Consider the following 25,604-nt stretch of genomic DNA (forward strand, 5'->3'; position numbering starts at 1 on the left):
CTTACTCTTCAAAATCGGTAGCTGATGCCGGCTGACACACTGCGTCCGTTCCCTGGCAAATAGGTTGGTGCATTGGGGTTGGGTTGCTTTTTACGGATAACGTAGCTGCTGGCGTAGACTTCATCGGTCAGGTTGTCGCCCTGGAGGTAACCGCGCCAGGGGCCGGCCTCATAGTCAATCTTGAACCCGAGCAGAGTATAGGCTTCTTGATCTGCGCTGTCGGTATTGACGTGATCGACCGGGGTATCCACCGGCATCCAGCGCACATTGGGGCCAACACGCCAGCTATTTATGCGATAGAGCACTTCTGCATTGACCAGGTGCCGTGGGACACCGCCAATCCGGTTATCATCAAATTCACCCCCATCAAAGCGGAAATCGCTATAGGTCCAGCTACTCCGGTAGTCAATGGCGGCACCAGCAACTGGCAAACTACCGCTCAGCCCGGCCTCGACCCCCTGATGCCGGGTTTTGCCGGCATAATTGAAGGTGCCGGACGCAGTGCCACTGTCGTTGGTAGTGGCCATCAACTCATCCTCAACACGGCTGTGGTAGACCGCAAGATTCCAGTAAAGAGCTTCTGACAGAGCACCCTGACCACCGAGCTCAGTGGTTGTCGCACGCTGAAGATCCAGTTCGACCAGCTCCGCATTGGGGGGGTTATTGGGATCGCTGGTAGGCGTCAGGTTCGAGGCAATGATTTCCCAGTAAGTCGGTGCCTCCTGACTGCGACTGATATTGGCATACCAACGCAGATCCGGTGCGGGCGTCCAGTTCACCCCCAGCTTGGGCGTTGCGTAAGTCCAGCTCTGATCGAGGGTTTCTCCGTTTTGTCGATCATCGGCATCGCGGATGGCCTGACCCCATTTGATGTCGCCGGTTACCACCCAATCTTCTGCAAGCTGCCAGTCCAGACCGGCCAGAACATGGCGGTTTTCAGCGTGCAGATCAAAGTCACCAAAGCGCGTTGCATTGCTGCCATTTTGAGGATTAACCGCATTCAGCGTGCGATCCATATCGCTGCGCGACCAGGCAAGGCCCAGGCGCCAACTTAATGGGCCGGTCCATTGACCATTGAGTTGCCACTGACCGCCAAACGTGCGGCTGTCGGTTTCAGTGCTGGCGACCGGACTCTTGAAGCGGTCATCGGTATTCTGCACATAAAAACCAAGATCCTGCCGCAAGGTCTCATCACCCCAGCGCGAGCGGTTAGCCAGACGCCATTGCTTGGTTTCGCGCAGCGGGTCGCGACGGTAGACGTTGAACAGGTTATCCAGGGGCGTTGCCTTGTCACCCAGGACACCCTCCGGATCGTCCTCCAGGCGCTGCTTTGGCACAACAAAGGGGATATCAAACGCCAGATCGGTCCAACTGAAATAACTGCGGTTCTCGAAATCGTCGGTATAAAACCCCAGATTCGCCCTCAGGCTGTCTCGTTCCGACTCGGAATGATTCCGGAAGCCATCATAACGGTTGCCGCTGACGCTGAACCGGCCATCCAGGGATTCGCCCTGCCCGCCAACCGCCGCCTGCCAACCCTGGCGACCAAAGCTGCCCGTTTCCAGGCGAACCCGCCCGGCTTCATCGGCGCCGGTGAGTGACTGGAAATCCAGCTCACCGCCCAGGGTGGTAGCACTGGGCGTAATGGCATTGGCACCACGCCGGATACTGACCAGGGCGGTATCACGGGGCTCCAGTACACCGATAACGAATGAACCATCGGCCTCGTTAAGCGGCAACCCGTCCTGCAGCAGCAATACGCCACGATTGACGGGATTACTCTGAATGCCAGACCCGCGAACATTCAGCCGCGGCGTGTCGAAGCCACCAAAGAATTCCTGGATCACAACCCCGGGCTGATAGTCCAGCGCATCGCGCAGGGTTGCCAGTCGGGTTTCCTGCTGTGGCTCTGTCAGATTGGTACCGCCGGGAACCCGCTCCAGTCGTTTTTGCTCCTGCGAAACCGATGGTTGCAGTGGTGCCTTTTCGGCCTCGGCGCTGACATCAATCGCTGGCAGCCTGACCGGCTCGTTAGCCTGTGAAAGGGCTGGCATTGCTGCGGCTATGGCCACCAAGAGGGGAAGATGACGCATTATAGAAAGCTCCTTTGATATGCATACACTATCAGCCCGGGCGCACCGATACTTTGACAGCCCGGAACAATATCGTTAATGATAATACTTAGCGTTCCCGTAAATTATGCAATCCATAAGCATGTATTCACTATGACAATTGTTAAGTCACCGGAGCCGGTATCCAAAGCGCGCGACCTGCTGGCGAACCACACTCTGTTTAAAAGCCTGCCGGAGGCCGGGGCCCTGCTGGACTCACTTCTGAAAGACGCAACCCCACACTATGTCGGTCATGGCAAACCGGTTTTCCACGAGGGCGAAGAGGCAACCCATTACCTGGTCGTTGAAGGTGGCTGCGTGGAAGTGATGCGATACAGCGCTGATGGCGAGGAACGGGTAATCCAGCAATTCATGCCGGGGCAGATGGTTGCAGAGGTGGCGACCTTCATGACCCATGGGCGGTATCCCATGAGTGCTCGGGCAAAGGGAGAAACCTGTTTCACCCGCCTGTCATGCAAAAGGCTGCGGCAGATGTGCCAGGAGCATCCAGCCCTGGCCATGCGACTGCTGGAAAATATCAGCATGCGGCTTTACAGGAATATTAACGAACTGGAATGGCTGACTGCTAGTACCGCCGCACAAAGGCTCGCCGCCTATCTTCTCGACAGGCACGCAGCACAGACGGGTAATGACAGAGCAATCCGGCTATCGATCAGCCAGCGCCAACTGGCAGGCCGCCTTGGTGTTCGCGCCGAAACCATAAGCCGCCTGCTCTCTGAGTGGTCGGATATGGGTTATGTCCGGGGAGGGCGAGGCGTCTGGGAGCTTTGCCACACTGACAAGTTACAAGAACTGGCTGAGCGAGCAGAACGGGCATTCTGACCGATCAATTCCCTTGCTCCGGGTGCTGACCGCAAGTCCGCCGATGTTTGAAAACGGCATAGCCGGTCAGAAGAGCCAGACCCACCGCAAGAAAAAGCAGGGCATGCTCAATGGTTCCAAGCCAGGCAACGGCTCCAGCGAGGCCGAACAGAGTAATAACGTGCGTTGACACGCAAAGTATAAAAGCTACGGCTGTAGACAGGGCACTCACTTTGAATAGCTTGTCTTCTCGCAGTCTTTCTGAACTGGAATTTTCCGTCACGAACACCTCCTGTAAATATTGCGAATGAAAATCATTATAAAAATAGCACTTGATTCATTTCTGCTCAATACGGCACCCGCTCATCGGAGTCTTTCCTGACATCCCCGCCCGCCTTTTCTGCGTTTTTCGCGTTCCCGCTTAGCCTGGTTGGATTTCCACTCGTTACTGACAAGATCCAGCCATCCCACGTACTGCTGCCAGATGCAGGGACAACGCAACACAAAATACTCTACCACCAGGCGTGAAAATGGTGCACCGGCCCACGGCCTTTACCGACGTTCAAGCGCCCGCTCGCTTCCAGCGCCGCGTGCAACCACTGCTTGGCTTCCCGGATGGCCGGCACGCTCGCTTCAGGTGTGGCATCAACCGGCAGTTTGGCCAAGCAGGCGGCAATCGCGGACGAGAGCGCGCAACCGGTGCCGTGGAGGTTATCGGTGTTGATGCGCGAGGCGGGCAGCCATTCGTGGCTCTGCGGAGTCGCGAGTAAATCCGGGCAAGTTGCGCCTTGCAGATGCCCGCCTTTGAGCACCACGTAAGGCGCGCCAAGCTGCGTTAGGTCAGGCAGCATGGCTTCCATGGCATCCAGGCTGGTAGGTGATGGCGTATCGAGCAATACGGCGGCTTCAGGCAAGTTGGGTGTTATCACATCGGCGAGTGGCACGAGAATATCCCGTACCGCGTGAATCCCGGCATCGTCGACCAGAATATCGCCGCTTTTAGCCACCATCACCGGGTCGAGCACAATCCAGCGTGGTCGCCGCTGACTCAGCACGTCGGCAATCACCTCGGCGACGTCGCGGCTGGCAACCATGCCGATTTTGACCGCATCCAGCTCAACGTCATACAGTAAGTTGTCCAGCTGCTCACGAATGGCCTGGGGCGACACTGGGTACACCGAGGCCACGCCACAGGTATTCTGGGCAATCACTGCGGTGATCACGTTGGTGCCGTACACCCCGAGCGCCGAGAAGGTTTTGAGATCACCCTGCAGGCCAGCACCGCCAGACGGGTCGGAGCCTGCAATCGTTAGCACATTACGCACACGGGTATCGGTAGACATGGGACCTCTTTTTTAACAAATGCGTCGACAGCCAATAGACCAATGGCATTAGGATACCCAAAATTGCGCGTTCAATGCAGTTTCATGCGTGGCTTCAGATAGCGACTCAATTTATCCACCAGCCACGCAAGCCCTGTTTTTGGCGCGCCATGGATGGCGAGCTGATGCATGCGGTAAAGCGATGCATAGCACTGACGCGCCAGCCAGCCTTCTAAAAACAGCCCGCGTGAAGCGGAACTGCGCATCAAACTGCCCACCGCATCGTAGTGGGCCAGCGATACCAGCGAACCATGGTCGCGATAGGTAAAGTTCTGCAGTGGTTTGTCATCCAGCGCGTGAATCAGATTTTTGGCCAGCACTTTTGCCTGCTGGTGGGCGGCCTGAGCACGGGGCGGCACCGTACTGCCATCCTCTTGAGGACAGCTGGCGCAGTCACCCATGGAAAAAATGTGCGCGTCGTCCACGCTCTGCAGGGTTTGCTTGACGTTAATCTGGTTTTTCTTGTTAGTGGTCAAACCAAGCTCCTCTAAAAAAGGCGGTGCCTTAATGCCTGCTGCCCATACATTTAGATCGGTTTCGATTACGTCACCGTCCCCGGTCACTAACTGGTATGCTTGAGCTTCTTGGATGGCGGTACTGACATGAACCGTAACGCCCATTTCCTCTAACTCTTGCTGTACGGTTTGACTGATACGTTCGGAGAGGCCGGGAAGCAGGCGCGGGGCAGCCTCGATGAGGTGCACGCTGATAGTTTGTTGGTCTTCGGCTATTTCGCCATAGGCATTGAACAACTTGGAAGCGTCTAACAGTCCCGCCGCAAGCTCTACTCCCGTAGCACCGCCGCCGACAATCCCAATAGCCAGTTGCTTATACTGTCGCAGGGCTGGGTCGGTGTAGCGCAAAAAGGTGTTGATCATATCACGCTGAAACACCTTGGCTTGCTGGGGTGAATCCATAAAGTGGCAGTGTTCTGCCACCCCCCTGGTAGCAAAATCATTTGAGACACTACCCAGCGCCAATACGAGATAATCATAGCTAATCTCCCTGGCAGGCAGGACCTCACTGCCGTCTTCATCCATTATCGGCGCTAGATGAATCACCTTTTTTTCACGATCCAAGCCATCTAAAGAGCCGCGCAGGTAGCGATAATGGTGGGCGGAGGAGTGCCCGCGATAATCCACTTCATCCATGCTGGAGTTCAATACGCCAGTCGCCAGCTCGTGCAGTAGCGGTTTCCATACGTGGGTCGCATCGCGGTCAAATAGCACAATACTGGCGCGTTTTTTCTTACCCAGCTTACGTCCCAGGCGCGTAGCAAGCGCGAGTCCTCCCGCACCCCCGCCCACAATTACAATCTTTGGAATGGTCATCACTTTTTCCTTGCCCAATGTAGCCACAGCATAGAACCTTCGAGCGGATCTGACGATACGCTAATGCCTTGGGTTCGAGCCAGTGTAAGAGCGCTCTTCAAATAGAAGGCCATACGCTCTCCAATTGGGCTGCCTTAAACGCAAATGGCCGCCCGAAGGCGGCCATTTGATCTGACTAAACGCGATACTACTCCGTGGTATCCCCGTCAGGATTGCGAGCATTGTAGTACGCCTGCTCAGAGATCGCGTGGTAGTTTTCCACTTTCTCTTGGAACTCACGATACGACTCATAAATACGGGTGGCCATATCACTGGATTCCGCTAGCTCGGCGACCACATCTTCCGAATGCTCACGCGCCTGCGCTAACACGTCGTCAGGAATGCGGCGCAGCTCGACGTCGTGTTCATTAACAAGCGTTTCCAAGGCGTCGTTGTTACGCGCCGTATACTCGTCTAGCACGTTGGCGTTGACGTCGCGCACGGCCGTTTTCAGAATCGCCTGCAGGTCCGCGGGCAACTCGGCCATCGCGTCTTCGTTAACGATGGCTTCAAACATCACGGTCGGCTCGTGCCAGCCGGGATAGTAGTAGTAATCCGCTGCCTGGTGCAGGCCAAAGGCCAAATCGTTATACGGGCCGATCCACTCGGTGGCATCAATCGCGCCGGACTGCAGCGAAGTGAAAATTTCCCCACCCGGCATATTGACGATCGCCACACCCATGCGGCTCATGACTTCACCGCCTAGGCCCGGCATGCGCATTTTGAGGCCATCGAGATCGTCAACCGAGTTAATCTCTTTGTTGTACCAGCCGCCCATTTGCACGCCCGAAGCGCCCGCCACTAATACGTCCACGCCAAAGTCATCGTAAAGCTCGTTCCACAGCTCCATACCGCCACCGAAGTGCAGCCACGCGTTCATTTCTTGCGCGTTCATGCCAAACGGCACGGCGGCAAAGAACTGCGCTGCAGGCGCCTTTCCTTTCCAGTAGTAGGAGGCGGAGTGGCCCACCTCAGCAGTTCCCTGCGAAACTGCATCAAACACCTCGAATCCGGGTACCAATTGGCCAGCCCCAAAGACTTCAATGGTCAAACGGCCGTCGGACATTTCATCAACCAGCTCGGCAAGACGCTCAGGCCCCTGGCCCACGCCGGGGAAGTTTTTCGGCCAAGAGGTGACCATCTTCCAGCGATAGGTCTCTTCTTGAGCTTGCGCCTGGTTATCCAGGCTTGAGACGGCGAACAACCCAGCCGACATGGCCGTGGTCATGGCGATGGCAGCGGATAGTGTTTTCATTTTCATATCAACCCTTCTTGTTGCTGTTTTACTTGGGAAAGCGCTCGCGCGTAAGCGTGACCTTCTTCCTATCATGTTTTACATTGCCACGCGCAAACGTTGATAGCAGCCCCTACTTTCAACTAATGGGCTAGCCAAACTGGGCAGGAAGCCACGTTGCCAGCCCAGGAAAAAAGGCCAGCATCAATAACATACCCAGCTGAATCAAGATGAACGGAATGACACCGCGGTAAATCGCCGAGGTCGGCACTGATTCAGGCGCCACGCCGCGTAGATAAAATAGTGCAAAACCAAACGGCGGGGTCAAAAAGGACGTCTGCAGATTAATGGCGATCATGATGCCCAACCAAATCGGGTCAAGCCCCATCGCCAGCAGAATCGGCCCGACGATCGGCACGACGACAAAGGTGATTTCGATAAAATCGAGGATAAACCCCAGCAAAAAGATCACCAGCATCACGATCAACGTCGCCCCGACAACACCGCCCGGCATGCCTTCAAACAGGTCGGTGACCATATGCTCGCCGCCATAGGCACGAAAGACCAGCGAGAACAACGCAGCGCCGATCAAGATCAAAAATACCATGGTCGTGACATTGGTAGTCGAGCGCAGCACCTCTTTGAGCGTGGACCAACTAAGCTGACGATACGCTAGCGCCAGCACCAGCGCGCCAAACGCTCCCACCGCTGACGCTTCCGTAGGCGTGGCAAAGCCCGTCAGAATTGAGCCTAATACGGCCACGATCAGCACCACCGGCGGCACCAAGCCCTTAAGCAGCAGCATGCCGATGCCTGACGTGTGACCAAGCTCTTCCATCAGCTCTTGGCGGTCAGCCGCCGGTGCAGCTTGTGGGCGCAACCACGCAATGACCAAGACATAAACCATATACATCGCGACCAACAGCAGCCCCGGTACCAGCGCCCCCATAAAGAGATCACCAACCGACACCGTTTTAGGGCTAAAAATCCCCATATCCAGCTGCGCTTGTTGATACGCCGATGACAGCACATCCCCCAGCAGTACCAACGCAATGGACGGCGGAATAATCTGCCCAAGCGTGCCGGTGGCACAGATCGTGCCGGTCGCAAGCGACGTAGAATAACCGCGTTTCAGCATGGTAGGCAGCGACATCAGCCCCATGGTGACCACCGTGGCGCCAACAATCCCGGTCGAGGCGGCCATCAGCATGCCCACCAGCGTCACCGAGAGCCCCAAGCCCCCGCGTAGCGAACCAAACATCAATGCCATCGCATCAAGCAGTGTTTCTGCCACCTTGGATTTTTCCAACAGCACGCCCATGAGCACAAAAAGTGGCACCGCCAACAGCGTGGTATTGGTCATGATCCCGTATAGGCGATTAGGCAGCGCGGCTAGATAGCCGCTATCAAAATTGGCATCAACACCGAGCGCTTCCAGGCCAAGGCCCAGGCCCGCAAAGAGTAGCGCGGTACCCGACAGCGAGAGCGCCACCGGGAAACCGAACATCAGCACAATGCAGATAACGGCGAAGAGAACGATAGGCATGAATTCCAGCATCAGATGCGCTCCTCCAGGTGGCTTTCATCCTCTGATGGCGGCGTGATTCGCCCTGTCAGGATATACATATTGCGCACCACCTCGACGGCACCTTGAAGTAGCATGAGAACGGCAAACAAAGGGATCATGGTTTTGAGCACAAACACCGCAGGGATACCGCCGTAATCGGGCGAGGTTTCAAAAATCCGCCACGATTTGCTGACATAACCCGTGCTCGTCGCAATGATGAACACCATCACCGGCATTAAAAGCGCCAAAATGCCGACCAAGTTGATCAGTGCTTGGCGCCGAGCCGACAGTTTGCGATAGAAAATATCGACTCGGACGTGGCCATCATGGCGAAACGTATACCCCGCAGCGAGCATGAAGACCGCGGCGTGCATGTACATCACCAGCTCTTGCATGAAGATGCTATTGATAGAAAAAACGTAGCGCAGAAGCACGATCGAAAACTGAATCAGCATCATGATGATGATCAACCAAGAAAGCGTGCGCCCTAACCACTCGGAGGCGCGATCCAGCGCTTCGATTAAAGGCGGTAGTTGTGATTGTTGCGACATGGGGAGCGTCTCGTATCAAACGACTGAAGAAGAACGTAAGCGCCCAAGACCATAGCGCATCTTCAACAACAATGCAGCGCTGAACACTCACGCAAATTGAACGCTTTAGTTTTGTGCGTCGCACAACGCGGTAAGGCAAGCGGCCGGCAGAGGAAGGTCAACGGCGATGGGCAGGTGATCCGAGAATAGATGGTCCAGCACCCGCACTTCAGAGACCTCCAAGCTTTGCGAGAGCAGGATGTGGTCAAGCGCACGGCGTGGTTGCCAGGAAGGATAGCTGAGCAGTGGCTTGACGGGATGTAGCGGCAGCGAATCACTAAACCGCTCGTGGGCGTGAATTTGCTCCGGGGTGCAGTTCAAATCGCCCATCACAACGACATGACGTAGTGGGCGAATAATCTCACTTAGGTAGTCGAACTGGCGCACACGGCCGCGGTGGCTCAGCGCCAAATGCGCCACGAAAACGTGAAGGGCATCCGGCCCATTACCAAAACGCGCATGAATCGCCCCACGCCCGGGCAAGGTGCCGGGCAAGCGGTGCTCTTCGACTTGGGTGGGCGTTAGACGCGAAAGTAAGCCGTTGCTGTGCTGGGCAATGCGGCCTAAATTGCGATTCAGCTGCTGAAAATGGTTAGCAAACCCGGCGCGGGCAGCAAGGTATTCGACCTGATTAACGCGGCTTGAGCGAAAGCTACCACCGTCGACCTCTTGCAGGCCAACGACGTCGAAATGGCCCATCACCTTGCCCATGATATCCAAACGCTGGTTACGCTTTGGATGCGGGAGAAGGTGCTGCCAACTGCGGGTAACGTAATGATGGTAAGCGGAGGTCTGGATGCCCACCTGCAAATTGAACGAGAGCAAACGCAGATGGCCATCCGCCAGTAGCGGTGACCGGGCATCCAGGTGACTCATGGGCGTACTTCCCAGCAGCGTACATCAAAGCAAATTGGCGAGACTACTCGGCGCGCTCCTCGCGAACCCGCTTGATCAGCGCGTCGGCAATTTGCGGCATGTTAGCCAAGCTACCGGCGCTGCTTGGGGTGACGAGATAGCGACCATCGACCATCAGCGCTGGAACGCCCATCAGCTGCATATCGCGCATGCGGCTATTGGCACGACTCACGTCGCTGCGCACACTAAAGGACGTTAACGCGTCGCGGGCTTCGTCTTTGCTCACGCCATAATTGGCGAAGAATTCCGCCAGCTCATCGGTATCCGTCAGTGAGCGCCCCTCTTCGTGAATGGCGTGAAAGAAATCGGCATGCAGCGCATCTTCGATACCTAACGATTTTGCCGCATAGAACGCGGTGGCGTGGGTGTTCCAGTCACCACCCATTGTGGCGGGCAGGTGCACAACGCGCACATCGTCTTCAAGCGTTTCGTACCATTCGGCGAGCTCAGGCTGCAGGCGATAACAATGCGGGCAGCCGAACCAAAACGCTTCGGTGATTTCGATCTGGTCGTCATCCACTTGCGTTTCTATCGGCGTTTCCAAGCGCTCGTAGTGCTCACCTTCTACCAGCGCCTGGGCGCTCGCCACGGCGGAAAGCGTAAGCCCCGCGACCGCGACCATTAATGTTTTCCACATATCGGGCGTTCTCCACGTCAAGCAGGCCCATAAAAGATGGGCACCAAATAAATAGCGAACCAGTAGGACTGCTAGCACCGCTTTATGGTTCCTTTGCAGCCTACAGCGCTTAGTGAAGCCCCTGTACGTAGTTGGCAACCGCCTTCATGTCATCATCGCTCATTTTAGAGGCGATATCGCGCATGATCGCGTTGGGGTCGTTGTGACGCTCTCCGGCAGCAAAATCTTGCAGTGTCGAAATCGTGTACTCCGAGTGCTGACCAGAAAGGGCCGGGTATACCGCCGTGCCGATGCCCTGCCCCGTCGGCGTATGGCACGCTGAACACGCTGGAATGCCTTTGTCTATATCGCCAGCACGGTAGAGTTCTTCACCGCGGGCGAGCAACGCTTCATCGTCTTTGGCTTGACCGATGTTGGCGTCCATTGCGGCAAAGTAAGCCGCGACGTCCCACGCATCTTGATCGGAGAAATCGTCAACCTGCCCGGCCATCTGTGCCACGACACGGTCTCCGTCGCGGATATCCATGATCTGCTTGGCGAGGTAAGACATCTGTTGGCCGGCTTGATTGGGGAAGGAGCCAATCGCGCTAATGCCATTTTGCCCGTGGCAGGCCGCACACGAGCCAGCCAGCTCTTGGCCCGCATTCGGGTCTGCATTGGCTTGCAGGTCTTCTTGAGCGTGAACGGTGCCAACGGCACCCATGGTAATTGCCAGGCTTGCCAGTAACTTTCTCATTGCTAGTCCACTATGCCGTTAGTTGGTGACTGGTACGCACCCTGGGCGCTGCCCAGGTTCAGCAAATTACCAGGGTCAGCTCTGGGCGCCGCAAACAATTCACACAAAGCGCGAATTGTCGCTGACGTATAGAGCGCGATGGTACACTAGCGCCCCAGGTCGCAGTTATAAACCACTTGTATTATAACGAATCACCCCACCGGCGGGAATGCAATACCACGCCTGCTTTAGGGGTAATTCCAGCGCGCTTTTGCGCCTACTTCTGCTCTATTTTGCCAGGATGTACACCGATGACCGTAACACCTGCCACCGCCCCGGCACTTAATTATTCGACCGCAAGCTTTATGCTTAGCGCGCCTTCGCTTGCCCTGTGCCCCGAAGACAGCGCTGCTGAAGTCGCCTTTGCCGGGCGTTCTAACGCGGGGAAATCCAGCGCTATCAACGCCCTAACACGGCAAAACGCGTTGGCGCGTACCTCGCGTACGCCGGGTCGCACGCAGCTGATCAACTTCTTCAGCTTAATGAATACTACCTCACAACGCCTCGTCGATCTGCCCGGCTACGGCTATGCCAAAGTGCCCGAGTCGGTAAAGCGTGAGTGGCAAAAGCACCTTTCTGACTACCTGCGCGGCCGCCAAAGCCTTCGCGGGCTGGTGCTACTAATGGATGTACGCCACCCACTCACCGAGTTTGACCAGATGATGCTGGGGTTTGCCGATGAGCGCGATATGCCGGTGCAAATCCTGCTGACAAAAGCGGACAAATTAAAGAAAGGCCCGGCCAGTAGCGCGCTGCAAAAAGTTCGCGCCCAGCTAAGCGACTGGGACGATTTAGTCTCCGTTCAGCTCTTTTCAGCGCTGAAAAAAGACGGCCTTGAGCCGCTCTCAAAGCGCTTAGATCAATGGCTAACGCTCCCCGACGAAGCCTAAGCGCACGTCGACGATACGCTCTTTGCGTCACGACTTTGGCCACGACGTCTCCAACCACGCCAGCACCTCCGGCAGCTCTTTTACGTGAGCGATCCGCGTCACCCGCTCGGGCAGCGCTTGATCGCCCGTTTCGTTGATCCATACCGCGTGCATGCCTAGCTGCTGCGCGGGCAGCACATCCTCCTCCCAAGAATCCCCCACGTGCATCGCCCGTTCGGGCACCGCATCAAGCTTTGCCAGCGCGGTGAGAAAGGGCGTGGGATCAGGCTTGGGGGCGAGCAGTTCGCCCGCCGCAATCGCCACGGGGAAGTGGTGCGCCAGCGGCTGGCGCGATAAATGGATATTGCCATTGGTGATCGCCGCCAAACGGTAGTGCTTGCGTAGCTCATGCAAAAGCGCGTCGACTTCCGGGTGCGGCGTTACCTGAACACGCAGGCGATGGAACTCGTTCATCGCCGCAGCTGCCCACATCAGCGCGGTGCTTTTCGCCACCCCGTGGGCTTGTAGCTGATCCTCCAAGGCGCGCAGGCGCAGCCAGGTAAAATCGCCGCGCCGCTCGGGCACCTCCCTGGCTAGGCGCTGGCGACGCGCGAGGTAATCCTGCAACCCCGCTTCATAGCTCAGCACCAGGGGTAACTCGCCGCGTTCCGCCCGCCAAACGTTAAACGCGGTGAGCAGCCAGCGGTAATGGCCCTCCTCGGTGCGTTCCATCACGCCTTGGTTGTCCCACAGAGTATCGTCGAGATCAAACGTAATCGCTTGCAGCGTGGCAATTTGGCGCATGGCTATGGCTCGGGTGGTAAATCAGAAGACGTTGTCGACGCTCGGCGTCGCGCTCGCGGATGCGCCGCATCGTAGCTCCCGGCTAGGTGCTGCCAATCCAGCCGTGTATACACCTGCGTGGTGGAAAGGTTGGCATGGCCCAAAAGCTCCTGCACCGCGCGCAGATCCTGGCTGGACTCCAGCAGATGGCTGGCAAACGAGTGGCGTAGCCGGTGCGGGTGCAAATGCTCGGGTAACCCACGCTCGATGGCAAGCATGGCCAAGCGTTTTTGTATCGCACGGTGCCCCAAGCGGCTGCCGCGCTGGCCCACAAAGAGGGCTGTTTCGCTCGCCGAGGCTAATTGTACTCGCGCCGCCAGCCATGCATTCAGTGCATCACGCGCTCTACGCCCTACCGGCACCTGACGCGGTTTAGCGCCCTTGCCGATCACGCGCACGCGCTGTGGCGCTAGATTGGTCGTATTCAACGCGGCGAGCTCCGCTAAGCGCAGCCCGCTGGAGTATAAAAGCTCTAACATCGCCTGATCCCGCAGCGCCAATGGCGTGCCGTCATGGGGCGTATCGAGAAAATGGGCCAGCGCGTCCACATCCAGCGGGCGCGGCAGGTGGCTTGGCTGCTTTGGCGTGCGCAACAGCGTCACCGGGTTATCCGCCAGCACGCCACGCGAAACGCAATCATCGGCAAAGCGCGATAGCGCCGCCCGACGCCGCGCTAGGCTGCGCGGTGCCAGCCCGCGGCTTCGCTCGCTGGCAAGAAACGCGCGCAAAAAGGTGGCATTCAGCTCGCTTGTGGCCGCGACGCCGCGGGCTTCGGCGAACGTGCACAGCGCCGCCAGATCGCGACGATACGCCGTCACGGTGGCGGGGCTTGCGTGCTGGCTCAGCGCCGCGAGAAACACCTCTGTCTGGGTCGTCAGGTCAGCGGTAGGCGCGTTAGCCATGGGGCGATAAACGAATTAGCAGACGCGCTGTAATATCGCCCAGATACTCGGTAAATAGCGTATCCATGCTGGCACGATACTGTTCCGGGTCGGGGCTGGCCAACAGCAAATAACCTAGCGGCTCGCCCGCCGAGAGGCGCGTCACTGCGCAGGAGCCGGCTTTTTTGGGCGGCGTTACGTGGGGCAGCAAGCACTTCCAATCACTTAAGCCCAGCTTAGCGCACCGACTGGTGCGACCATCCAAAAGCGCCGTCAGCCTAGCGCTTGCATGTTGGTTAAGCACATGGCGCGGCGGCTGCGGAAGGGCAGGCTCAGCGTCGCTCAACTCGGGCGGGCACCAAAGTGCCAGCGCTGGCGTATCGAAACGCTCGCTCATCTGCGTGACCAGCGCCTGCGCCAGGGCGTCACGGTCTTCGGCCTCGACCAGCGCCAGTAACGTTTCGCGCAGGCGGCGATACTGCGCCTCATTATGCCGCGCGGCATCAAGCAGCTGCTCCAGGCGACCTTCCGCCGTCTCCGCACGGGCGCGCAGGTCGATCACTAACCGCTCCAATAGCGAGACCGCGCCATCAATGTTGGGGTGCGGCACCGTAAGCTGCTGGAGCAGCCCTTCACGACCGACGAAAAAATCGGGATGGCGGGCCAACCAGAACGCTACTTGATCAGGGTCGAGCGTCTTGCGCGGTTCAGGGGCTTGAGACATCGCCGTTCTCCCTAGAGGGTTTTCTCATCAGTACGATTCATTCCGTGTGCTTACTTCAGTACGCTTAATTCAGTGCGACGCGGCCGTCAAATACGCGCGTGGCGGGACCAACCATGATGAGCGAGGCTTCTGGATCGGGCCATTCGATGGAAAGCTCGCCGCCAGGCAGATGGACGTTAACCGGGCTTTTTAACAGCCCCTGGCGGATGCCGCTAGCCACCGCGGCACAGGCACCGGTGCCGCACGCCAACGTTTCGCCGCTACCGCGTTCGAATACGCGAAGGCGAATCTCGCTGGGAGAAACGACCTGCATAAAGCCAACATTCACTTTGTGGGGAAAGCGCGGGTGCGCTTCAATCGCAGGCCCCAAACGTGCCACCGGCGCGCTATCGACGTTCTCGACTGCTAGCACCGCGTGAGGATTGCCCATCGAGACCACGCTGACGTTAAGGGCTTCACCGTCAACGTCCAACTCATGTAAGGGCTTATCGCCAGGGGCGTCAAACGGCAGCGCAGACGGCGTGAACCGTGGGCGGCCCATGTCAACACGCACCTGACCGTCGTGCTGAATCGTGAGCACCAACGGGCCACCGCCGGTTTCGACATGGATTTCGTTTTTATGGGTCAAGCGCTGGTCGCGCACAAACCGGGCAAAGCAGCGCGCGCCGTTACCGCAGTTCTCTACCTCGCTGCCATCGGCATTGAAGATACGGTAGCGAAAATCCATATCCGGGTCGCGGGGCGGCTCCACCACTAGCAATTGATCAAAGCCGATACCAAAGCGGCGGTCGGAAAGCTCACGGACATGGGCATCGGTCAGGCGCGCACGCTGAGTGACGAGATCCACCATCACAAAGTCATTCCCCAGGCCGTGCATTTTGGTGAAGTGCAGCAGCATTATCGCTCCTCTGCCTGGCCCAAGGCGCTAGCGGGCAGCAGCGCTTCGCCAGCCCACAGGCTTTCTATGCTCTCGCGGCGACGCACGACATAACAGGCATCGCCATCGACCATCAGCTCCGCCGGGCGCGGGCGGCTGTTGTAGTTCGAGGCCATGACAAAGCCGTAGGCGCCAGCTGAGCGCACGGCGAGCAAATCATTTTCGGCAATCGCCAATTCGCGCTCTTTGCCTAAGAAGTCGCCGGTTTCGCACACCGGGCCGACCACGTCGTAGACGGCTTTCTCGCGTGCGTTGCGGGTATCCACGGGGACAATCGCCTGCCACGCCTGATAAAGCGAGGGGCGAATCAAATCGTTCATCCCCGCATCGACGATGGCGAAGTTTTTGCTTTCGCCCGGCTTTAAGAACTCCACGCGAGTGAGCATAACGCCCGCATTGGCGGCAATCGAACGACCCGGTTCAAACAGCAAGATGAGCTTTTTACCGCCTTTCCAACGGGACAAGCGCGAGAGCAACTGGCTGGCGTAGTCAAACGGCTGAGGCGGTTTTTCATCGCGATAGGGCACGCCAAGACCGCCCCCGAGATCAAGGTGCTCGATCTCGATACCACGCTCGTGCAAGCGCTCCATCAGTATCAGCAGGCGCTCCAGGGCATCCAGAAACGGCGCCGTTTCGGTCAGCTGCGAGCCAATATGGCAATCCAACCCCACCACGCTGACATGCGAAAGGCTTGCCGCGAGCTCGTAAACCGCCAGCGCTTCATCCACCGGAATGCCGAACTTGTTGTCCTTAAGCCCGGTGGAAATATACGGGTGAGAACCGGCATCCACATCCGGGTTGACGCGTAGCGACACCGGCGCGGTTTTGCCTAGCTCACCGGCCACGGCATTTAAGCGCTCAAGTTCGGGGCGCGATTCGACGTTAAAGCACTTGATGCCGACCTCTAGCGCCCGGGCCATCTCGCTTGCCTGCTTGGCCACCCCGGAGAACACGACCTTCGTCGGATCGCCGCCCGCCACTAGCACGCGCTCAAGCTCGCCGACCGAGACAATATCGAAACCCGCGCCGAGCTTGGCCAAAAGCCCCAGCACGGCAAGGTTGGAATTCGCCTTTACGGCGTAGCAAATCAAATGCGACTGGCTACCCAGCGCCTCGGTGTAGGCGCGAAAATGACGCGCAAGCGTCGCCTTGGAGTAAACGTAGCAGGGCGTACCGTGCTCGGCGGCAATACGCGATAGCGGCACGTCTTCGGCGTAGAGCACGCCGTCGCGGTAGTTAAAGTGATCCATTTACCCCTCCTGCTCGGCGGCATTCGCATTGGCGGCATCATCGGGCAGGTAAAGCGGCCCTTTTTGGCCGCACCCTGCCAGCAGCAGTATCACGGCGACGCCGAATAACAGACCCTTAACGCTCATGCCTGATCCTTAAGCACGGCGAGCGCTTCGCGTGCCCGTTGCGCGGCGGCGCGGACCTGGTCCGGCGCGGTGCCGCCAATGTGATTACGCGCCGCCACAGAGCCCTCAAGCGTTAGCACCTCGAAGACATCGCTTTCGATCGCCTGAGAGAACTGGCGCAGCTCGTCGAGCGACATCTGGGAGAGGTCTTTCTCTTCTTTTAAGCCGTAAGCCACCGATTCACCGACAATCTCGTGAGCGTCGCGGAAGGCCACGCCTTTGCGCACTAAGTAGTCAGCGAGATCGGTCGCGGTAGAGAAGCCCTTGCGTGCCGCTTCGAACATATTGACCTTTTTCGGTTCGATAGCTGGCACCATATCAGCAAAGGCTTTAAGGCAATCGCCCACGGTGTCCACGGCGTCAAATAGCGGCTCTTTGTCTTCCTGGTTATCTTTGTTGTAGGCCAGCGGCTGCGATTTCATCAGCGTCAAAAGCCCCATCAGGTGACCGTAAACGCGGCCGGTTTTTCCCCGCACTAACTCGGGCACATCGGGGTTTTTCTTCTGCGGCATGATCGAGGAGCCGGTGCAAAAACGATCCGGCAGGTCGATGAAGTCAAACTGTGCGCTGGTCCACAGCACCAGCTCTTCGCTCATACGCGACATATGCATGAGCAAAATGCTGGCGAAGCTGACAAACTCGATGGCGAAATCGCGATCCGACACCGCATCCAGCGAGTTCTCGGCCGGGCGCTCAAAACCTAAAAGCTCGGCGGTGACGTGGCGATCAATCGGGTAGGTCGTCCCCGCCAACGCAGCGGCGCCCAGCGGCATGACGTTGACGCGCTTGCGGCAATCGAGCAGACGCTCGTGGTTACGGGCGAGCATCTCCTGCCAGGCCAACAAGTGGTGACCAAACGTCACCGGCTGCGCCGTCTGTAGGTGGGTAAAACCCGGCATAATGGTATCGGCTTCGCGGTCGGCAAGCTCAACCATGCCTTCGCGTAGGCGAATCAGCTCAACTTCGGTGGCATCGATGGCATCGCGCATAAACAGGCGAATATCGGTTGCCACTTGATCGTTGCGTGAGCGGCCGGTATGTAGCTTTTTACCGGTAATGCCGATTTTGTCGGTCAGCCGCGCTTCAATATTCATGTGCACGTCTTCCAGCGGTACCGTCCACTGAAATTCACCGCGTTCAATTTCGTCGCGGATCTCGTTGAGGCCGGTCACGATTGACTCGCGCTCGTCATCGGTCAACACGCCCACCCGCGCCAGCATGGTAGCGTGAGCGATTGAACCCTGAATATCTTGCGCCGCCAAGCGCTGGTCAAAGCCGACCGAGGCGGTAAAACGCTCGACAAAGGCATCGGTGGGTTCGCTGAAGCGGCCGCCCCAGGACTGGTTGGTAGCTTGACTCATGACAACGGTATCCTGCGTAAACATTAAAAAAATCGCTGGTCAAAGTGTACCAGAGTCGCCCTATCAAGCGGCATGGCGATTTGCGATTTTGCCCTGCCGTGCTTTAGTGCTCTGCGGCCGAACGACGTCTTTTTTGCCCATGGCGCAGCCGCTCCCGCTCGGCATGGCGGAACGCCTCTTGCACAATCGCGCGCAGCTCATCGTCGTCCCACGGCTTAGTAATGAACTTATACACACCGCCCTGATTCACTGCATCGGTTACGGTTTGCAGGTTGGTGTAGCCGGAAAGAATCAACTGCACCGTATCGGGGTAAAGCTCTTTCACTCGGTGCAAAAACGCCGTGCCGCTCATTTCGGGCATACGCTGGTCGCTGATAATGACATCCACGTCGTTCATCGCCATGTGTTCAAACGCGTCGCTGGCCTGCTCAACGGCGATAATCCGGTAGCCATCACGCCGCAGCACACGGGTGAGCGCGCGCAGGATATTGGGCTCGTCATCAAGCAACAGCAACGTGCGCACCTCTTCGCCCTCAACACCCGCTGCGCTTGGTAGCGTCGAGTGCTGCTCGCGCATGAAGCGGACCAAATCGTCAAACGGCATGGGCCGGGCAAAGTAAAACCCCTGAAAGGTGTCGCATAGCTGCTTGCGTAAGAAGGCGTGCTGGGCGGACGTTTCCACGCCTTCTACCAGCACGTCCAGCTCCATTTTGGCCGCCATGGTGACCACACCTTCAATGATCGCAGCGTCGCGATGGTCGCTGATCACATCTTGCACAAAGGAGCGGTCAATCTTGATCTTGTTGATCGGCAAACGCTTTAAATAACTCAGGCTAGAGAAACCGGTGCCAAAATCGTCCATGGCGATACGCACACCGAGCTTACGCAGCGAATCCAGCGCACCAATCGCTCGCTCGGCACTTTCCATTAGCACGCCTTCAGTGAGTTCAAGCTCTAAAAGCGTCGGGTCCAACGCACTGGCTTCCAAGGTGTGTTCAACCGACTCAAGGAAACCGGGGCGCTGAAACTGCATGGGAGAAATATTCACCGCCATCGTGGTGCGGCTAAAGCCCAACGTAGTGAGCTTTTGCCCATCGCGACAGGCCGTCGCCAACACCCACTCGCTGATCGGGATGATCTGGCCGGTGTCTTCGGCCAGGCTGATAAATTCTACGGGCGGGATATAGCCACGCACCGGATGACGCCAGCGCAGGAGCGCCTCCACGCCGACCACACGGCCACTGGGGCTATGGATTTGCGGCTGGTAATACAGTTCAAACTCTTCCTGTTCAATGGCCTGCTGCAAGGCGCTACGTAACGCCACACGGGCACTGACTTTTTGGTTAAGCGCCTCGGTGAACCACTGATAAGTGTTGCGTCCTTGGCGTTTGGCTTTGTACATCGCCAAATCCGCCTGTTGGATGAGCGCCTTCGGTTGGTCGGTTTTACCGTCGCTCGTGGCAATCCCGATACTCGCGGTGATGCGCATCTCACTGCCATTATGCCAATACGCGGACGCTAGCCGTTGCAGAATCCGTTCAACGACGTAAAGCGCATCGCCCTCATTGGCGAGGTCCGGCAGCACCGCGATAAATTCATCACCATCAAAACGGGCCACGGTATCCCAAGGACGCAAAACGGCCTTCAGACGCTTGGCGACTTCGATCAGAATAAAATCGCCCACCTCATGCCCTAGGGTGTCGTTAATCGGTTTGAATTCATCCAAATCAATAAATAGCACCGCCAAATAACGCTGATGACGCTGGGCAATTTGGCAACCCTCCGTGATGCGCTGCGCCAGCAAGACGCGATTCGGCAGCCCTGTGAGCGCGTCGTGGCTAGCGTTGTAGGCGATTTGCGCTTGATATTCGCGCTGCTCGGAAATATCGTTTTGCACGCCAATATAGTGCGTTACCACGCCACTCTCGTCGCGCACTGGGGAAACGTAGAGATCATTCCAAAACAGCGCACCATTGCAGCGGTAGTTGCGCAGCGTCACGTGCACGCCACACTCGGCCGCGATGCCCTCACGCAACACCCTGACAGCTTGAGGGTCGGTATCGTTCCCCTGCAGAAAACGGCAGTTGCGCCCTATCGCCTCTTCGCGGGAGTAGCCGGTAATACGCTCAAAGGCCGCATTAACGTACACAATCGGCAAATCGGGCTGCCCGGCATCCGCAACCGAAATGCCGTTGACACTCGATTCTATGCCGCGCTCAAGCAACTTAAGTTGCGCCTCAAGCCTTTTGCGCTCGCTAATGTGGCGTGCGACGAAACAAATGACGCGGTCCGCGCCTAGCGAGGCACTGATTTCTACCCAGTGACGCTGGTGTGAAGCGCTGACGATTTGTAGTTCAAACATATCTACTACGTCGCCTTGTGCCAGCCGAGTAAGCACATTGGCGACCAACGGCTGATGTTCTTCGCTAACCACGAGCGTATAAGGGCGCCCGAGTACCGCGTCCTCGCTGAACTCAAGCAAGGCCAAAAAGGCACGGTTGACCTGCAAAAAGGTGCCGTCTAGGTCTAGGTCTAGGTCTACGCAGCAGAAAAGGTCATGGGACAGGGTGAAAAATTGTGCTAACTGCCCCGGCGTTGGAGCTTGAACCATCATTGCCTCCTATTAAACTTGTGTCGTCTAGCGGAGAGGACTAAAACGCCGGTCAACGATGTTTTTATAGCGCTTATTTTTACTGTGTGGTCGGGTGCTTTATGATGAGAACCAACACAGTTTATCGGGCCGTGATAGCGGCCAAGGGAGAATATAACGTGCAGTCCATCACAAAGCTGCGTATCGCCACGCGTAAAAGCCAACTGGCCATGTGGCAAGCCGAACATGTACGCCACCGTTTAATCACCGCTAACCCTGAGCTTGAGGTCGAGCTGATCGCCCTTTCTACTAAAGGCGACAAGATTCTCGACACACCACTTTCTAAAATCGGCGGCAAAGCGCTGTTTGTCAAAGAGCTTGAAGAAGCCATGCTCGATGGTCGCGCCGATATTGCCGTGCATTCAATGAAAGACGTGCCAATGCACTTCCCCGAGGGGCTAGGCCTTTCGGTGATCCTCGAAGGCGCCGACCCCACCGATGCGTTTGTCTCCAACCATTATAAAAGTGTCGATGAGTTGCCCGAAGGTTCACGTGTCGGCACCGCAAGCCTACGCCGCGGCCTACAACTGCGCGAGGCGCGCCCCGACCTTGAGATCCTTAACCTGCGTGGCAACGTTCAGACCCGCTTGGGCAAGCTCGACGCTGGCGACTTCGACGCCATTATTCTGGCTACCTCCGGGCTTAAGCGCTTAGGGCTTGAAGAACGTATTGCGCAAGCGCTACCGCCGGAAATTTGCCTGCCCGCGTGCGGCCAAGGGGCGCTGGGCATTGAGTGCCGCCTACACGACCCGGAGCTGACCGCATTGCTCGCCCCGCTTGATGATGCCGACACCGCCACCCGCGTGCGCGCCGAACGAGCGATGAATACGCGCCTCGAAGGCGGCTGCCAGGTGCCCATCGGCGGCCATGCCGTGCTGGACAAAGCAAGTGAAACCCTGTGGCTGCGCGGTTTGGTCGGCAACCCAGAAGGCACGGAGGTACTGCGCGCCGAAGGCAAAGGCTCTATGCACGAGCCGGAAGCGCTGGGCATGCGTGTGGCAGATGAGCTACTCGACCTTGGCGCAGGCGATATTCTTGCTGAGGTTTACGGCAGCCAATGATGCTACCGGTACTGATCACTCGCCCCGGCGCGCGCGGCGCCGTACTCGCCAACGCGCTTGAGCAGCGCGGCTTCGCTGTAGAGCCGCTTACCGTGATGCAGCTAGAAGCGCTGCCTGAAGACCCGGCGTTACGCAGCCTGTGGCTAGATATGGATCAGTACCCAAAAGTGATCGTCGTCAGCCCCTTCGCCGCTGAGTGCTTAAGTGCCGCGCTTGACCGCTACTGGCCTCAACTGCCCATCGGCATTGACTACTACACTGTCGGCAACGCCACGGCGCAAGTGCTTCACGCGACACTAGGCGTGCGGGTCCACGTACCGACAAACGGTAGCGACGATACCAGCGAGGCTCTACTCGCGCTGCCATCGCTACAGCGCGTTGACCAGCAAAACGTGTTAATCGTCGCCGGAGAAGGCGGGCGTACGTTGCTGGCCGATACACTCAGCGCACGTGGCGCCAACGTCACCCGTGCAAGCGTCTACCGCCGCGTCTACGCACCGCCTGATACAAGCGGAAAAAAGCGGCTCACCCAGGGGAATTATCAGGCGTTGATTGTTACCAGCGGCGAACAGCTGCAACATCTGGCAAAATGGTGCGATCAGGCAGCCTTGAACCAACCGCTAATCGTTTCCAGTCGCCGTTTGGCTACACTGGCTGAAACACTGGGCTTTCGAGCCCCTACGGTGGCATCGGGAGCAACACCGGCTGCGCTGACAGCCGCGTTGGCTCAGGCCTGCAACCCGCCGGGGACCGATGTCGATCAAGGAACTTAACAAGGGCTAGCGACAGATGAGCAAGCAACCAAACGATCAAGACGATACGCAGAAGGCATCCGCTGCGTCGTCTAACAGTCAACCGAAAGCCGGTGGCGCTAAGCACGGCGGCAATACGGCAAATGCCAATACGGCCAAAACCAGCGCCAATAGCGCGGGCTCAAATACGCAAAACGCGCGCCCTTCCGGTAATAAACCCGATGGCAAGGAAGCGGATAATAAAGCGCAGCGCAGCGCTAGCGACAAAAACGCCACCGCCAAACCCACCACGAAAGCCGCTCCTGCAAGCGGTGGTGGATCAGGCCAAGCATCGGCCAATAAAACCACCGGCGGCGGCAAAGGCGGCGTCGTGGCGATCATCCTGGTGATTCTCCTAGCGATTGCCCTGGCGTGGCTCGCTTGGCAAGGTTGGCAACGCTTGGAGAACCAGCAGCAGCGTCTCGATGATATCTCCCAGCAGGCCAGTAACAGCGCTTCGCAAGAGGCACTTAGCGAACTCGAATCGCGCCTTGAAAGTGCCGAAGCGCAACGTAGCCAAACGCTTGATAATACCGTTAGCGAGCTGCGTAACGACTTTGCCAACTATCGCTCTGAGGTCAACGGCACATTGGATAACGTGCTTAGCCAGCTTTCCCAAGAGCAAGATACCGACGAGCGCGAGTGGCTGCACGCCGAAGCGGCCTATCTGTTGCGCCTAGCCAATCAGCGCTTGCAGCTTGAACGCGATGTCGAAGGTTCCGCCGCGCTTCTTCAGACCGCCGACGAGCGCTTAGCCGATGCCGACAACCCGGCGCTCACCCCGGTACGCCGTGAAATTGCCAGTGAACTGGCCGCGCTCGATGCCGTGCCGCGCGTTGACCGCACCGGTATTTACCTAGCGTTAAATGCGCAGCAAGAGCGCATCGCCTCGCTACGTTTAGACCAAGAAGTCGTCGACGCTGAGCCGGTGACATCTACGATGGAAGAGCCGCCTACCGGCACGTTCCAGCGCCAGCTGGCACGCTTTGGCGAAGAGCTCAAAGAACTGGTCGTCATTCGTGAGCACGACGAAGCGCTTGAGGCACTGATCACGCCGGAGCAAGAGTCGTACCTACGTCAAAGCCTGCGCTTAATCCTTGAGCAATCGCAGCTGGCCCTGCTCAAAGAGGAACAAGCCCTGTTTGAAGCTAGCCTCGATAAAGCACTGACGCTTCTTGATGGTTACTACGACACGTCGCGCAGCGACACTCAGAGCGTTATCGAGCGCCTAGAAGCGCTCAAGCAGACTCAGGTAACGCCGGAACTTCCCGATATCAGTGGCTCTCAGCAAGCGCTTAGCGAGTTCATCGACAACCGCTATGAGTCGCGCAACGCAAGCGGAGGTGAGGCATGAGAAAGCTTGTTCTCCTTATCATCGTCGGGCTGGCCGTCGGTGCCTTTTTCGGGCACCTGATGATGTCCGTGCCCGGCTACTGGCTGATACGGGTAGGCGACACCTCCGTGCAAACCTCGTTCTGGTTTGGCTTGGTACTGCTGCTCGGTGCGTTTATCGTTTTGCACTTTGCGCTGCGCCTTTTGGGCGGCATTATTCGCCCGGTCGGCCGCTTTCGCACCTGGAATAGCCGCGCCCGCAACCGCCGCGCCATGAAACGCACCGTTCGTGGGCTTGTCGCGTTGACCGACGGTCGCTGGAAAAAAGCTGAGAAAACCCTCGTACGCGCAGCGGATGATTCCAGCACACCGCTGGTCAACTACCTCTCCGCCGCCCTTGCCGCACACTACCAAGGGCACTACGAAACATCGCAAGAGCACTTGAACCAAGCGCAGCTCACCACTGAAGGCGCTGACACCGCCATCGGCTTGATGCAGGCGCAGCTGATGATCGACCGCCAACAGCCGGAAGACGCCTTGGCGATTCTTAACCGCCTAGACAAAAAGCTGACCAATCACCCCCAAGTGCTCAAGCTACTCAAGCAGGTGCATTTAAGCGTCAACGATTGGGACGGCTTGCGCCGGTTGGTGCCGCGTCTTGCGGCGCAAAAGCTCATCTCGCCCACCGAGCGTGAGCAGCTTGAATACCGCGCCTACCGTGAACTTATTGTGTTTGAAAGCAAAAACCCCGGCGACGTTGAGCGTGTGCGTAGCCTCTGGGCCGACATGCCCGACTACCTGCGCGCCAATACCGAGCTGATTGTGCTCTACACCGAAGCGCTGGTGCAGGCGAACGAAGAGCCAATTGCCGAGCGCCTGCTGAGCCACTCACTCGACCACCACTGGGATGCGCGGTTAGTGAAACGCTACGGCCTGCTCAATGTCGATGCGCGGCGCCAACTAGCCAAAGCCGAACAGTGGCTGCAAGAACGCCCCAATGACCCTGAGCTTTTACTGGCCTGCGGACGTCTCTCGCTACGCACCGGCCAGTGGAGCAAAGCACAAGAGTACTTTGAAGCCAGCCAGCGCCAGCGCCCCAACGGTGTGGTCTGCGCGGAATTGGCACGCCTATACGCAAGCTTAGGTGAGCATAACAAGAGCCAACTCTACTACCGCCACAGCGTGGAAATGCTGGCGAAATCGCTGCCCTCGCTACCGCAGCCTAGCAATAGCAGTGCCTCAGACGGCGATGCTTCCAGCAAAAAGGCGATGAAAAGCGACGCGAAAAAAAGCGCTTAGCGCTTATCCCACCGACGACGTCGTTAACGCGCGCTTCA

General features: G+C 57.8%; 24 protein-coding genes. 6 read left to right on the forward strand and 18 right to left on the reverse strand.

What is annotated here, in order from left to right:
- Positions 1 to 8: 8 nt before the first annotated feature.
- A complete protein-coding gene (locus M8006_RS01695; RefSeq protein WP_250079389.1) occupies positions 9 to 2,093 on the reverse strand; it encodes a TonB-dependent receptor family protein in 2,085 nt (694 codons plus the stop codon).
- A gap of 132 nt (positions 2,094 to 2,225) precedes the next feature.
- Here M8006_RS01695 and M8006_RS01700 point away from each other — a divergent pair, with 132 nt between their 5' ends.
- Positions 2,226 to 2,954 (forward strand): Crp/Fnr family transcriptional regulator, encoded by a 729-nt coding sequence (locus M8006_RS01700; RefSeq protein WP_250079391.1) that lies wholly within the window; start codon positions 2,226 to 2,228, stop codon positions 2,952 to 2,954.
- A gap of 4 nt (positions 2,955 to 2,958) precedes the next feature.
- Here the strand turns inward: M8006_RS01700 and M8006_RS01705 are convergent, their stop codons facing one another.
- The 9 genes from M8006_RS01705 to M8006_RS01745 form a co-directional block, all read right to left on the reverse strand.
- Entirely contained in the window at positions 2,959 to 3,216 is a 258-nt protein-coding gene (locus tag M8006_RS01705) for a hypothetical protein (RefSeq protein WP_250079393.1), read from the reverse strand.
- Positions 3,217 to 3,445: 229 nt separating this feature from the next.
- Complete coding sequence (gene thiD / locus M8006_RS01710) at positions 3,446 to 4,276, reverse strand: bifunctional hydroxymethylpyrimidine kinase/phosphomethylpyrimidine kinase (RefSeq protein WP_250079395.1); 831 nt, start codon at positions 4,274 to 4,276, stop codon at positions 3,446 to 3,448.
- Between the two features lie 71 nt (positions 4,277 to 4,347).
- Complete coding sequence (locus tag M8006_RS01715) at positions 4,348 to 5,646, reverse strand: NAD(P)/FAD-dependent oxidoreductase (protein ID WP_250079397.1); 1,299 nt, start codon at positions 5,644 to 5,646, stop codon at positions 4,348 to 4,350.
- 187 nt (positions 5,647 to 5,833) lie between these two features.
- A complete protein-coding gene (locus tag M8006_RS01720) occupies positions 5,834 to 6,946 on the reverse strand; it encodes a TRAP transporter substrate-binding protein (RefSeq protein WP_250079399.1) in 1,113 nt (370 codons plus the stop codon).
- A 124-nt stretch (positions 6,947 to 7,070) separates the two neighbouring features.
- Positions 7,071 to 8,477, reverse strand: a complete 1,407-nt coding sequence (locus tag M8006_RS01725) for a TRAP transporter large permease (RefSeq protein ID WP_250079400.1) — start codon at positions 8,475 to 8,477, stop codon at positions 7,071 to 7,073.
- A complete protein-coding gene (locus M8006_RS01730; RefSeq protein WP_250079403.1) occupies positions 8,477 to 9,037 on the reverse strand; it encodes a TRAP transporter small permease subunit in 561 nt (186 codons plus the stop codon). The genes M8006_RS01725 and M8006_RS01730 overlap by 1 nt, the downstream gene beginning before the upstream one ends.
- A gap of 105 nt (positions 9,038 to 9,142) precedes the next feature.
- The gene (locus M8006_RS01735; protein ID WP_250079405.1) at positions 9,143 to 9,952 is read right to left on the reverse strand and encodes an endonuclease/exonuclease/phosphatase family protein; all 810 of its coding nucleotides are present in this window, start codon (positions 9,950 to 9,952) and stop codon (positions 9,143 to 9,145) included.
- A gap of 43 nt (positions 9,953 to 9,995) precedes the next feature.
- Positions 9,996 to 10,628 (reverse strand): thiol:disulfide interchange protein DsbA/DsbL, encoded by a 633-nt coding sequence (locus M8006_RS01740; RefSeq protein WP_250079407.1) that lies wholly within the window; start codon positions 10,626 to 10,628, stop codon positions 9,996 to 9,998.
- A 109-nt stretch (positions 10,629 to 10,737) separates the two neighbouring features.
- The gene (locus M8006_RS01745; RefSeq protein WP_250079410.1) at positions 10,738 to 11,364 is read right to left on the reverse strand and encodes a c-type cytochrome; all 627 of its coding nucleotides are present in this window, start codon (positions 11,362 to 11,364) and stop codon (positions 10,738 to 10,740) included.
- Between the two features lie 290 nt (positions 11,365 to 11,654).
- Between M8006_RS01745 and yihA the strand changes: the two genes are divergently transcribed.
- The gene (yihA, locus tag M8006_RS01750; RefSeq protein WP_250079412.1) at positions 11,655 to 12,293 is read left to right on the forward strand and encodes a ribosome biogenesis GTP-binding protein YihA/YsxC; all 639 of its coding nucleotides are present in this window, start codon (positions 11,655 to 11,657) and stop codon (positions 12,291 to 12,293) included.
- A 27-nt stretch (positions 12,294 to 12,320) separates the two neighbouring features.
- Here yihA and M8006_RS01755 read toward each other — a convergent pair whose 3' ends face one another.
- From M8006_RS01755 to M8006_RS01790, 8 genes are all read right to left on the reverse strand, one after another.
- Positions 12,321 to 13,067 (reverse strand): HAD family hydrolase, encoded by a 747-nt coding sequence (locus M8006_RS01755; RefSeq protein ID WP_250079546.1) that lies wholly within the window; start codon positions 13,065 to 13,067, stop codon positions 12,321 to 12,323.
- An 11-nt stretch (positions 13,068 to 13,078) separates the two neighbouring features.
- Positions 13,079 to 14,017: a tyrosine recombinase XerC gene (locus tag M8006_RS01760; protein WP_250079414.1), complete on the reverse strand. Its 939-nt coding sequence runs from the start codon at positions 14,015 to 14,017 to the stop codon at positions 13,079 to 13,081.
- Entirely contained in the window at positions 14,010 to 14,720 is a 711-nt protein-coding gene (locus tag M8006_RS01765; protein ID WP_250079416.1) for a DUF484 family protein, read from the reverse strand. Before M8006_RS01765 ends, M8006_RS01760 begins: the two co-directional genes overlap by 8 nt.
- Before the next feature lie 64 nt (positions 14,721 to 14,784).
- Positions 14,785 to 15,618, reverse strand: coding sequence for a diaminopimelate epimerase (gene dapF, locus M8006_RS01770; RefSeq protein ID WP_250079418.1), 834 nt, complete (start codon positions 15,616 to 15,618; stop codon positions 14,785 to 14,787).
- On the reverse strand, positions 15,618 to 16,907 hold the full coding sequence (gene lysA / locus M8006_RS01775) for a diaminopimelate decarboxylase (RefSeq protein ID WP_250079420.1): 1,290 nt from the start codon (positions 16,905 to 16,907) through the stop codon (positions 15,618 to 15,620). Before lysA ends, dapF begins: the two co-directional genes overlap by 1 nt.
- Positions 16,908 to 17,033 (reverse strand): LPS translocon maturation chaperone LptM, encoded by a 126-nt coding sequence (lptM, locus tag M8006_RS01780; protein WP_250079423.1) that lies wholly within the window; start codon positions 17,031 to 17,033, stop codon positions 16,908 to 16,910.
- Positions 17,030 to 18,433 carry an argininosuccinate lyase gene (gene argH / locus M8006_RS01785; protein ID WP_250079425.1) on the reverse strand — a complete coding sequence of 468 codons (1,404 nt, stop codon included), beginning with the start codon at positions 18,431 to 18,433 and terminating at the stop codon, positions 17,030 to 17,032. Before argH ends, lptM begins: the two co-directional genes overlap by 4 nt.
- Positions 18,434 to 18,536: 103 nt before the next feature.
- Positions 18,537 to 21,047, reverse strand: coding sequence for an EAL domain-containing protein (locus tag M8006_RS01790; protein ID WP_250079428.1), 2,511 nt, complete (start codon positions 21,045 to 21,047; stop codon positions 18,537 to 18,539).
- A gap of 155 nt (positions 21,048 to 21,202) precedes the next feature.
- Between M8006_RS01790 and hemC the strand changes: the two genes are divergently transcribed.
- From hemC to M8006_RS01810, 4 genes are read left to right on the forward strand one after another with little or no spacing between them, the layout of a single operon-like run.
- On the forward strand, positions 21,203 to 22,144 hold the full coding sequence (hemC, locus tag M8006_RS01795) for a hydroxymethylbilane synthase (protein ID WP_250079430.1): 942 nt from the start codon (positions 21,203 to 21,205) through the stop codon (positions 22,142 to 22,144).
- Entirely contained in the window at positions 22,141 to 22,917 is a 777-nt protein-coding gene (locus M8006_RS01800; protein ID WP_250079431.1) for a uroporphyrinogen-III synthase, read from the forward strand. The genes hemC and M8006_RS01800 overlap by 4 nt, the downstream gene beginning before the upstream one ends.
- 16 nt (positions 22,918 to 22,933) lie before the next feature.
- Positions 22,934 to 24,289 (forward strand): uroporphyrinogen-III C-methyltransferase, encoded by a 1,356-nt coding sequence (locus M8006_RS01805; RefSeq protein WP_250079433.1) that lies wholly within the window; start codon positions 22,934 to 22,936, stop codon positions 24,287 to 24,289.
- Positions 24,286 to 25,566 carry a heme biosynthesis HemY N-terminal domain-containing protein gene (locus M8006_RS01810; protein WP_250079434.1) on the forward strand — a complete coding sequence of 427 codons (1,281 nt, stop codon included), beginning with the start codon at positions 24,286 to 24,288 and terminating at the stop codon, positions 25,564 to 25,566. Before M8006_RS01805 ends, M8006_RS01810 begins: the two co-directional genes overlap by 4 nt.
- The last annotated feature ends 38 nt before the right edge of the window (positions 25,567 to 25,604 follow it).

The sequence above is a fragment of the Halomonas llamarensis genome (genome assembly GCF_023555005.1).
GTDB lineage: Bacteria > Pseudomonadota > Gammaproteobacteria > Pseudomonadales > Halomonadaceae > Vreelandella > Vreelandella llamarensis.